Source organism: Okeania sp. SIO3B5 (assembly GCF_010692555.1).
In the GTDB taxonomy this organism is placed as follows: Bacteria; Cyanobacteriota; Cyanobacteriia; order Cyanobacteriales; family Microcoleaceae; genus Okeania.
The window spans coordinates 1-10,298 of the sequence record NZ_JAAHHG010000360.1; the positions used below are offsets into that span (position 1 = coordinate 1).

The window sequence follows — 10,298 nt, forward strand, 5'->3', positions numbered from 1 at the left end:
TCAGGAGTCAGGAGTCAGGAGGAAAGAGGGAAGAAAGAAGAAGAACTGGAGTTGAAGGAGAAAGTTTTTTTATCACTAATTATCCGGACATGATATAACGCACCGTCGATCGTCTACTGCAACCCAACATCTACCTGTTTTCGTTGGGTTTCCTGGCGTCAACCCAACCTACTAGCTCGTCTAGCTTGAAAATGTGGAAAAATTTTAGAAAACATAGACTTCTCCCCCCTTTCCAAGGGGGGTTGGGGGGGATCATAGCGTTGGGTTTTACTCACAATTTTAGTTTAGACGAGCTACTACAAATTTACTCAAAACTCAAAAACTGCTGTAATATCAACTTAGCAATTAGCATAATTATTTTAGTCCCATCAGGAGTTAAATTATGTCCAAAATTAGAGAAGAAATGCCCGTATTAGTGCGCCATGAAGGAGATTGGAAAGGAACATATACAATATTAGATAATGAGGGAAATATTATCGATCGCCATAATTGCCATTTAACTTGTCAATTTCCAGATAATGGAGAATATCCCTATTTTCAAACTAATCGTTATGAGTGGGAAGATGGTAAAAAAGAAGAGTATAAATTTCCAGGAATATATCGAGATAAAAAGATTTGGTTTGATACAGAAAGGTTGGATGGTTATGCTTGGGAAGCAGATAATTCAACAATTATTTTGTGGATTACTTATAAAGGAATGCCAGATTTCTATATCTATGAAATGATTAATATTAGTCCCGATAATAATTATCGCGCTAGAACTTGGCATTGGTTTAATAATCATCAAATAGTTAAGCGGACAATAATTAAAGAAGAAAGAGTCATAAATTAGGAGTCAGGAGTCAGGAGTCAGGAGTCAGGAGGGAAGATGAGGAGATGGGGAGATGGGGAGATGGGGAGTGTGGGGAGTGTGGGAATAAATTAAAAAATATATATCTTCACACGTTAGCGAGCAGGACAACCAAATAGTTTAAATAATACACCGAAAATGCAAGCAGTTCGCAAGCATTGACGAAAATGGAGCAGCGTCGTTTGATGGGAAAAATTATTGTAGTTCCTTAAGAGTCATAAAATTAAAAATCTAACTAGGAGTTTTACCGATGAATTCTATTGACGTGACTAGACAAACCAATACAAAAACTAGAATTACTAATCTATATGAAACAGATTTTGTTCAATGGACAGAAGAACAAGCAAAAGCTTTGAGCGAACATAATGAAAAAGCACTTGACTGGGAGAATTTAAAGGAGGAGATCGATAACTTGGGAAAAGAGCAAATTAATGCAGTTCATAGCTTTTTAAAACAAATCATAATTCACAGGTTAAAGCTAGACTACACTAACGAGATCCAATCGCCCAGAAATTGGATTCATGAAATTGATGATTTTCAAGATGAAATTGAGAGAAGACTTACTAATACTCTATTCAATAAAATCAATATTCAACCTGAATATGAGCGAGCAAAGCGTAAATTTTTAAAAGTATATGATATTAGTTTACCCGATATTTGTCCTTATACTTTTGAAGATTTGATGAAAAGATTGCCAGAAAATTGATTATCGCGGTTCACATCACGACGATCAATTATTCTGCTTTTAAAGTTTCACTAAACCGATGAATATTCCAAAATAAAGATAATTCTAACCCACCATCAACATAAATATGTTGACCAGTAATAAATTGACTTTCTGGAGAACATAAAAACCCAACTAAAGGAGCAATATCTTCCGGTTGTCCCCATCTTCCCATAGGAGTTACTTGGGGAGGCATTTTATCAATATAAGGTACTTTGTCGAGATACCCATCCCATGCTTGAGTTTTGATATAACCAGGAGTAATAATATTAACAGTAATTCTCCGTGGAGCAACAGCGATCGCATAATGTTTGGCTAAAGTTTCCATTGCTGCTTTTGCTGGTGCGGCCATACCATAAACTTTTCCTGGGTTATGAACACCTGTTGCAGAAATAACAACGACTCTACCTTCACTATCAACCATATAAGTTAGAGCTTTTTCAATACAGCGAATAAAGGCTTTAGGATAAATTTCTTGAGCTGCTTCATACTGTTCAAAAGTAAAATTTCCTGGGAGTGTAGCGGTAATAGCATAACCAGCAACATGAACAAAAACTGTAAGTTGACTATTAAAATTTTCTTCGACTACCTTAAATAAAGCATCAACGGTTTCAGATTTTTTGATGTCTCCAGCTACAGTAATAACCTTAATATTTGATTTTTCTAACTCTTTTTTAACTGCAAAAGCAGCATCATGGTTAGAATGATATCCCAGGATCAGATTAAAACCATTTTCAGCTAATTTACGAGAAATAGCTAACCCTATTCCACGAGTTCCTCCAGTGATTAAAGCAACTTTCATAAGTATTAATATAGTTAATTTTATAACCGAATTAGGTATTATATCATGTCCGGATAATTAGTTATAAAAAAACTTTCTTCCTCTTCTTTCTTCTTTCTTCCTGACTCAGTCGTTCCCCTCCCCTCCTGGGAGCAGGGCTATTTCAAAGTATTGTAGATTAAAGATTTAGGGAGAACGATAGATGAGGGGATAGTGGAATGGTGAAATTTGCCAAAATTTGCCGATTTTTCAGACAATAAGCGTCTTTAAGCTCTGAGAGAATATTTGGTTCAACGCTGCTTAAAAGCCTCCATCCCCGTGTCTGGTGTGTCACCGCGTCCCCGTGTCCATCGAGAATGAAACAGCCCTGCCCTCCTGGGAGGGGTTAGGGGTGGGTTGACTCCTGAGGACTCCGTAGTTATTTATTTATAACTGTTCAACCGGACATGATATTACTTGCAATTTTAGACGGGAATAGATTAGATTATAGTATCATTCAAAAAATTCAGAGGAGATTGCTGATGACATCATCATTACCAGCAAAACAGTCAGAGGAATTTGTCCCTTTTTCTGCTCGTTTAATGGCAGCAATGAGAGCCAAAGAAAGCAAAAGATTAGACAGCTTGTTTAACGATCCTTTTGCTGGTGAGTTAGCAGGAGAAGAAGCATTGACTTTTTTAGAGCAAAATTTCAAAGCACAAGATCAGGCTTATGTAATACTCCGAACCCATTTTTTCGATAATTTTCTTCTCTCAACCTCTACAGAGGTAGATCAAGTAGTTATTCTAGCTGCAGGTATGGACACACGAGCTTATCGTCTTCCTTGGTCATCTGCAATTAAAATCTACGAACTAGATCGACTACAGGTTCTCGAAATCAAGAAAACTATTCTCCAAGAAGTTGTTCCTAAATGTCAACACTATCATATTGGGGCAGATTTGACTCAACCTTGGACACATCTATTGTTAGCACAAGGTTATCAGTCTAAGTTACCTTCAGTTTGGTTATTAGAAGGACTTTTAGTTTACTTAGACGAATCAGAGGTACACCAATTACTCAAAATAATTTCTGAGTTAGCCACTACTGGTAGTTACTTAGGTTTAGATTTAAACAATGTTAAAGGTGTTGAAAATGTAGATGAGCCGTACAAAAGTTATTTTCGTTTTGGGTGCGACGATCCAGAAGAACTATTAGCTGAATATGGCTGGGAAGCAGAAGCTATTGAAGTTGTAGATAAGAGAGTACATTTTGACCTTGAACGCTTTAGCAATCTATTTCCCTCTCCTGATATTCCTAATTTAAGTAGAGGATTTTTTGTCAGAGCTAAAAAAAAATAGGTCAGAAAATTAATTCTCTAATTATCTAAAAAATCCACAACTACTTTAGCAATTTCGTTAGGCATTTGATTCATCATATAAACAGTACCACCTTCAACATCAACTATCTTAGCATTTGTAATTGTTTCAGCCATGAATTTTCTATTTTTTGCTTTGGCAATTCCTAATTTTTCTAATTGTTTTATGTCTTCAGTTCCAGATAATATCAAAGTTTTACAATTGATTAATCTAAATCTTTGTAAGCTTTTTTCTGCATAATTCATTATTGCAAAAGGAGCATAGGGAGGATAACCATGACATTTAAACTCATCTAATAAACAACGATGATTTAATTCTAAATCTACATAACTTAAACGAGCAGGCCATCTTTTTGTTAGGTGAGAACCATCTTCTTTAATTTCGTAAGCTTCAAAAAACTTATTATAAAGTGTTTGTCTTTCTTCTTCCTCAAAATAATCAATACAAGATAATACAAGTTTGTTAACTCTTTCTGGATATGCTGCTGCTACTTCTGCTGCCACAAAAGCACCTGTATGATGCCCAAGAATATTTGCTTTTTTGATTCCTAATTTATCAAGAAGTAAAGTAACTGTTTTAGCATAGTCTTCAATGTAATACATTCTGGGAGGTTTATCGGATTCACCAAAACCTAAAAAATCCATAGCAATAACTAAATTTTTTTCTTTAATAAATATTGGAATTAATTCTCGATATTCATTACTACTTATTGGATTTTGATGCAGCAAAATTAGTGGTTCACCTTCACCACCAATTCGATAATGTATTTGCCCATCTTCTGTGTCTAGAAATGCTCTCTTTATTTTCATAATATTTAATTGCTCCTCAATATAACTCATAAGTGAAACTCCTAATAAGTTGCTTTTTCCTTTAACTATCTGTCAACTAAAAATTCAAGGGAACAGTCCTCTAGTATATTGGAATAAGCATTTAGTACGTTTTAATTGGTGTTTTAATCCCTCATTATACACCTTGAAAAGCTGATAGCTGACTGCTGACTGCTGATTGCTACTTTAATTATTATCTAAAAAATCAACAACAACTGTCGATATTTCTTCAGCTCTTTGATTAATCATCCACAAGTTTCCTCCTTCAATTTCAACCATTTTACTATGGGGAATTGCTTCTGATAACCAACCTTGATTTTCTACTTTTGCTAAACCATATTTTTCTAAAGGTTCTACAGCTTTAGTGCCGTTACAAACTAAGGTCGGACATTGAATAAGTTTAAACCTTTCTTGGGCAGAAACACAATATTTACCTACTGCTACCCCAGGATAAATACTCCCTCCAAAAACTTTTAAATCATCAATAACACAACGATGATTTAATTCTCCATTTCCTACATAATCAACTCTTGCTAACCATCTTTCCATGAGGTGGGAACCATTTTCTTTGAGCGTAAATCCTTTACCGTATATTTGGCAAATTTTTTCAGCTTCTTCTGCATCAAAACCATGTACATTACAAAGGATTAATTTATTCAGGCGATCGCTATAAGATACGGCAACTTCTCCAGCAATATAACCCCCTGTTAAACTTCCTAAAATACTACATTTTTTAATTCCTAATTCATCTAATAGTAAAATAACAGTTTTAGCATAGTCTGAAACAGAATATTCTCTTGGGGGTTTATCCGAATTTCCTAACCCCATTAAATCCATCGCAATAACACAATATTTTGGGGCTAAAATTGCCATTAATTCTTTAAATTCGTCGCTACTTCGAGGAGTCATGTGAAGTAAAACTAGAGGTTCTCCTTCTCCTCCTATTTGGTAAAATATTTGTCCATCTTCTGTGTCTAAAAAGGCTTTTTTAATTGTTTTTTTCATATCTTTTTTCCCTTAAATTACGTTTTACTGCGTAAGTCCTAATTATATAGCGTGTAAGCATTCAGCGGTCAGCCATCAGCTATCAGCTGTTGCTTTTAATTTAGGATATTAGAATGGGAGCAAGATGCTCCCACTGCCTATACCATTACAATGTACAACTACCACATTTTTTAATTTTTTCCCATACTTCCCATCTCCCCACACTCCCCATCTCCCCTGTTCCCTATTCCCTATTCCCTATTCCCTATTCCCTATTCCCTATTCCCTACTCCCTACTCCCTACTCCCTACTCCCTACTCCCTATTTTAAGACATAAACTTATAATCTTGCGCAGAACTCACTCGCCAAGTTTCATCACCCATAACTTCCAAAACTTTGTGGTGATATTGTAACAAAGTTGGCCTATGTCCGACACTAACATAAGTAGTCGATAAACTTTGCAAATGTTGGTAAAGACTTTGTTCGTTTTGCACATCCAGAGCACTCGTTGCTTCATCTAAAATTGCATAACGAGGTTGAGTCAACAACAAACGAGCAAAAGCTACCCGCTGTTGTTCTCCCATTGACAACACCCTGTCCCAATCTTCAACAGTATCCAAACCACCAAATATTTCTGCTAATTTTGGCAAATTAACTTGATTAAGCACTCGATAAATTATTTCATCAGAAATATTTAAGTCAGTGCGTGGATATAGCAGTTGATCTCGTAGGGAACCTAAAATCATATAAGGATGTTGTGGTAAAAAAAGAATCTCTTCTAATTTCGGTCGGTAAATTGTCCCAGTTCCGGAATTCCACAAACCAGCGATCGCTCGCAAAATAGAACTCTTTCCGCTACCACTAACCCCCACAATTAAAAGTCCTTCTCCCGGTTGTAATTCTATAGATACATTTTTAACTAAAGTTCTTTGATAGTTAGGAGTTTGCAAAGTAAGATGCTGTAAGCTTAAACGTGACTCTTCAACAGTATCAATTGTTGTACTACCCTCCACTGGTAATGCTTTTGGTTCTTCTAAAACTTTCACAAAACTCTCTAAACGTTCAATACCTGCGATAAAACTGGTGAGAAATTCAAACATCCTAACTATGATATTCAAGGACCTAAAAACCCTTCCAAAAGCTCCATTAGCTTCTTGTATTGCTCCCACTTCCAACCCTGGTTCCTCTGCCAAAATTCTCGGGCCAATAACTAAAGCTGGTAACATCCAGGTAATATAATTATATACGTTTTGAAAAATATCTAAGTTTCTCTCCCAAGTAATTACTTTATTATAAATACTTAAAGCCGGAGCAAATATCTGCTTAATGTAGGTAAATTCTCTATTACCTCCATTATAAAAAGCAATTGATTCAGCATTCTCCCGAATTCTCACTAAACCAAATCGAAAATTTGCCTCTCGTTTCAGTTGTTCTTTTTTAATTGGAATCAAAATTTTACCAAAACCTATAGTTGTAATTAGCATACCTCCTACAGAATATATGACTAAAATCAGAACCAATAATTTTGATTTTTCCCAAAGTAGAATTCCAAATGCAAACAAGTTAAAAATTGCTAAGATAAGCTGCCGAAATAGCCTCACAGAACGATGACAAAATGATGCAATATCTTCTGCAATTCGCTGATCGGGGTTATCAATTTCTCGATAGAGGGTGTTGATTTTATAGAAACAATCATTTTGGAAATACTTATCTAAATAAAATTTGGTTAACCACTCTCGGGAATACAGACGAATTTTATCTTCCACATACTGCCAAGTAGCAACATTAACAGCTAACACAATAGAAGCACCAATATAGAAAAATGCAGATTTCCAGAATCTCTCAGAGTCCGTATCAACTAAAGCAGAAATTAATTCTCCTTGTTGTTTAAGTTGATTAACTCCTATAGTTGAATCTAAACTGAGAAGACAAAGCAGCAATATAAATAAACCAATTGCTCGCCATCTTTCTGGAGATTCCCACCAATATAGTTTACCAATTGCCCAAAACCTCTGGAAAATACTGAAATTAAGTTTTAGATTTTTCATTTTGTCTATTTACAAGGTAGGAGATTGATATTATAGCAATTCCCAAAAAGCGTGAAGTACAAAATTCCTTGGTTTTAGGGAGTAGGAACTAGGGAGTAGGGAGTAGTAATTCTGGTTCCGTAGGAATCGATAAATCAGAAAAAAAACTGTACCTCATTAGCTTGGGAAACGCTATAAGTACGGATAATTAATTAGGGTTTGCGCTCAAAAGTCTTATGGGTGAGGGTAGGAGACAGGAGACAGGAGACAGGAGACAGGAGAAATGGGAATTTAGATGAGGTAGGAGTAAGAATTGTAAGAATAATTTTTCTGCCATAATCATCCCAAAATACTAGCTTTTTGAGCTTTTTAGACCGAAAAGCTTGCACTTTTTTCGACCAAAATAAGGCTGAAACCAATATCAGTCAATACTTTGAGATTTAATCAGCAAGCCCTAATTATAATAATGTAGCTTGGTAAGTGAGGAGGAATCATAAATTGAAGCTATATCTGATGTTTCATGTCGGATGGTGTGGAGAAAGACGAGTTTTTGGATGTGTGATTTATATTGAGATTAGAGCGAGGAAAATTTGGATTCAACGAGATGGAACAGAAATCGGGATAGCTAAGGAGTTAATTGAAGCTGGAGTGCCTAAGTATGATATTGTCTTAGGATACAGTTCGCCTTATATGCGTAAGTTTACAAATTTAGGTAGAGAAGTCTATAAATATTGAGCGATCGCTCCTCATATTAGCTTGAATAGGACTTACGCATGAACGCTATTGGTAGGGTGTGTTAGGGCTAGCGTAACTGAACAAGACTCTATGTATAGAGTCTTTGCCTAAGTTCTGTTGAAGTTCAATTTCGCAATAGAGCAATAAAACCTGCCTGTTCAAAATGCTTATCATAAGCAAGTGCCTCTAAAATATTGTAATATTCCATTATTTGAAAAGAAACACAATCTGTCAGACTCCATTGTTTATCTACTCTTTGTTTATACAAAAATAATCCTTCCTGAAATTGACTACTTGTTTGCTTAACTACCGTAACATTAGGGTGTTTATAAATATTTTCAATCAATTCTATGACAGCTTGACGAAAAAAATTACCTCTTTTGGAAAAATCATTTAATACTTCTGTTAATACCATCTCACTTGTAAAAATATGAACAGGGGTAATTGCTTCTGATACTTCTTGTACTTTTTGATGTAACTCGTCGCGAGGATTAAGTAAAGCCACCCAATAACCCGTATCTGCAAAAACTTTTCTCAATCTTCCTCTCCTAATGTTTGATACAAATCAAAATTTTTCGATAGGTCTTGTGGTACTTTTTCCCATTCCTCTTGAGGGATTTTAGCACCTATTTCTACAGCTATTTTCCAGATAGGATTGATATCTGTTTCATTACTACCGATATTTGCAGATTCGCTAGTTGTGAAATTAGAGTTTTTTTCCTGAGTTATTTGTCTTACTTGCCAAACAATTTTTTCTAATAACCATAGTTTCTCATCTAATGATAAGTTATGGATAGATTTTTCTAATTCTAATAATTTTGGTGATCTCATAATTAATAAAATTTGTTGAGGATTATCTGACTAAAATTATAACATAAATAATTGTAATATTAGTTCTGAAATCTGGTTAAGTATTGGTTATCTAAAAGTTCCAGAAAATATTTATGAAGAGCGAGTTTAGGTAGAGAGGTTTAAATGTTGGGCGATCGCCTGTTAAATTAACTTACTATACTATAATCATTGTCAATTTATTCAACGCTGGAGAATTATGTTAATCGAAAAAATAATACAAGAACTGCAAGATATCCCAGAGGAGAAACTGTCAGAAATTTATGAGTTGATTCACGACTTCCGTGTACGGTTAAACCCAGAAAACCCTCAACCTCGGACTCCCGGACTCCTCACTGGAAAACTGGGGGACGCATTCTTTGAACCGCTACCTGAAGAGGAACTCCAAGAATGGGAATGATATCATGTCCGGTTGAATAATTAGACTTTGGTGGAAGGAAGGCAGGAGGCAGAAGGTTTTCTCCCATTTTTACCTTAATTTTATACACAAACGGTGCTACCGGACATGATATGAGCTACCTGCTTAATTCTATCTTGAATCATCCCCAGTATTGATTACCAACTTCTGAAAAAGGGTAACGGAAATAATTGTAGTTGTAGGTAAAAGTGCCTGCATTTCTTCAAAGTCGTAGTCACCTGTAATTAAAAAATTAGCTTTACTGACAACTGCACAAGCTAAAAATTTTTCATCTTTACAATCTCTGGGAAAATTTACTTCGACTGCCACCTCAACTTTTGTAGTTGCTTCCTCAATAATATTTAACCATTTTTGCTTAACAATATCGGTTAATTTTTTTTGGAATTTTGGACGATTTAATACCTGTCGATATTCATTTAAAATATCTTCTGATACAATCCACTCCCAATCATCTTTTGCAATAACAAAATTAACAGCATCTTCAGGTTTTCCATCAGCAATTACGGCATAAACTAAAACATTTGTATCAATAATAATTTTTATTCACCCCTTCTAACTGCATCAATTTCTACTGCAATCTCAGCTTCAGATAGAGGATTATCTGCGTATAATACCAATTTGAAAAAAGAATGTTACAGATAATAAGCAGTATTAAAATAATTTGTAGGAAATATTTATTGGAGGAAAAAGATAAATTACTATATAATAAATGGCATAAAACCCATTTCCATACGACTCCTGACTCCTG

12 protein-coding genes are annotated in these 10,298 nt (G+C 35.1%); 5 read left to right on the top strand and 7 right to left on the bottom strand.

The window, feature by feature from the left end; genetic code table 11:
- Positions 1-382: 382 nt before the first annotated feature.
- The gene (locus F6K54_RS31755) at positions 383-832 is read left to right on the top strand and encodes a DUF3598 family protein (protein ID WP_293086868.1); all 450 of its coding nucleotides are present in this window, start codon (positions 383-385) and stop codon (positions 830-832) included.
- Between the two features lie 268 nt (positions 833-1,100).
- Complete coding sequence (locus tag F6K54_RS31760; RefSeq protein WP_293086871.1) at positions 1,101-1,556, top strand: DUF29 domain-containing protein; 456 nt, start codon at positions 1,101-1,103, stop codon at positions 1,554-1,556.
- 28 nt (positions 1,557-1,584) lie between these two features.
- Here the strand turns inward: F6K54_RS31760 and F6K54_RS31765 are convergent, their stop codons facing one another.
- Positions 1,585-2,376 (bottom strand): SDR family NAD(P)-dependent oxidoreductase, encoded by a 792-nt coding sequence (locus F6K54_RS31765; RefSeq protein WP_293086874.1) that lies wholly within the window; start codon positions 2,374-2,376, stop codon positions 1,585-1,587.
- 500 nt (positions 2,377-2,876) lie between these two features.
- Here F6K54_RS31765 and F6K54_RS31770 point away from each other — a divergent pair, with 500 nt between their 5' ends.
- Complete coding sequence (locus F6K54_RS31770; RefSeq protein WP_293086877.1) at positions 2,877-3,692, top strand: SAM-dependent methyltransferase; 816 nt, start codon at positions 2,877-2,879, stop codon at positions 3,690-3,692.
- Positions 3,693-3,709: 17 nt separating this feature from the next.
- Here the strand turns inward: F6K54_RS31770 and F6K54_RS31775 are convergent, their stop codons facing one another.
- From F6K54_RS31775 to F6K54_RS31785, 3 genes are all read right to left on the bottom strand, one after another.
- Entirely contained in the window at positions 3,710-4,549 is an 840-nt protein-coding gene (locus tag F6K54_RS31775) for an alpha/beta fold hydrolase (protein ID WP_293086880.1), read from the bottom strand.
- A 174-nt stretch (positions 4,550-4,723) separates the two neighbouring features.
- A complete protein-coding gene (locus F6K54_RS31780) occupies positions 4,724-5,542 on the bottom strand; it encodes an alpha/beta fold hydrolase (protein ID WP_293086883.1) in 819 nt (272 codons plus the stop codon).
- Between the two features lie 305 nt (positions 5,543-5,847).
- Positions 5,848-7,569, bottom strand: coding sequence for an ABC transporter ATP-binding protein/permease (locus F6K54_RS31785; RefSeq protein ID WP_293086886.1), 1,722 nt, complete (start codon positions 7,567-7,569; stop codon positions 5,848-5,850).
- A 477-nt stretch (positions 7,570-8,046) separates the two neighbouring features.
- Here F6K54_RS31785 and F6K54_RS31790 point away from each other — a divergent pair, with 477 nt between their 5' ends.
- Entirely contained in the window at positions 8,047-8,283 is a 237-nt protein-coding gene (locus tag F6K54_RS31790) for a XisI protein (RefSeq protein ID WP_293086889.1), read from the top strand.
- A gap of 124 nt (positions 8,284-8,407) precedes the next feature.
- On the opposite strand, the gene F6K54_RS31795 is transcribed toward F6K54_RS31790, so the two are convergent.
- Both F6K54_RS31795 and F6K54_RS31800 read right to left on the bottom strand, forming a co-directional pair.
- Positions 8,408-8,821, bottom strand: coding sequence for a type II toxin-antitoxin system VapC family toxin (locus F6K54_RS31795; RefSeq protein WP_293086892.1), 414 nt, complete (start codon positions 8,819-8,821; stop codon positions 8,408-8,410).
- Positions 8,818-9,114 carry a hypothetical protein gene (locus F6K54_RS31800; protein WP_293086895.1) on the bottom strand — a complete coding sequence of 99 codons (297 nt, stop codon included), beginning with the start codon at positions 9,112-9,114 and terminating at the stop codon, positions 8,818-8,820. The genes F6K54_RS31795 and F6K54_RS31800 overlap by 4 nt, the downstream gene beginning before the upstream one ends.
- A gap of 217 nt (positions 9,115-9,331) precedes the next feature.
- On the opposite strand from F6K54_RS31800, the gene F6K54_RS31805 reads away from it, so the two are divergent.
- Positions 9,332-9,532, top strand: a complete 201-nt coding sequence (locus F6K54_RS31805) for a hypothetical protein (RefSeq protein ID WP_293086898.1) — start codon at positions 9,332-9,334, stop codon at positions 9,530-9,532.
- Positions 9,533-9,661: 129 nt separating this feature from the next.
- Here F6K54_RS31805 and F6K54_RS31810 read toward each other — a convergent pair whose 3' ends face one another.
- Positions 9,662-10,093, bottom strand: a complete 432-nt coding sequence (locus F6K54_RS31810; RefSeq protein ID WP_366558288.1) for a putative toxin-antitoxin system toxin component, PIN family — start codon at positions 10,091-10,093, stop codon at positions 9,662-9,664.
- Between the last annotated feature and the right edge of the window lie 205 nt (positions 10,094-10,298).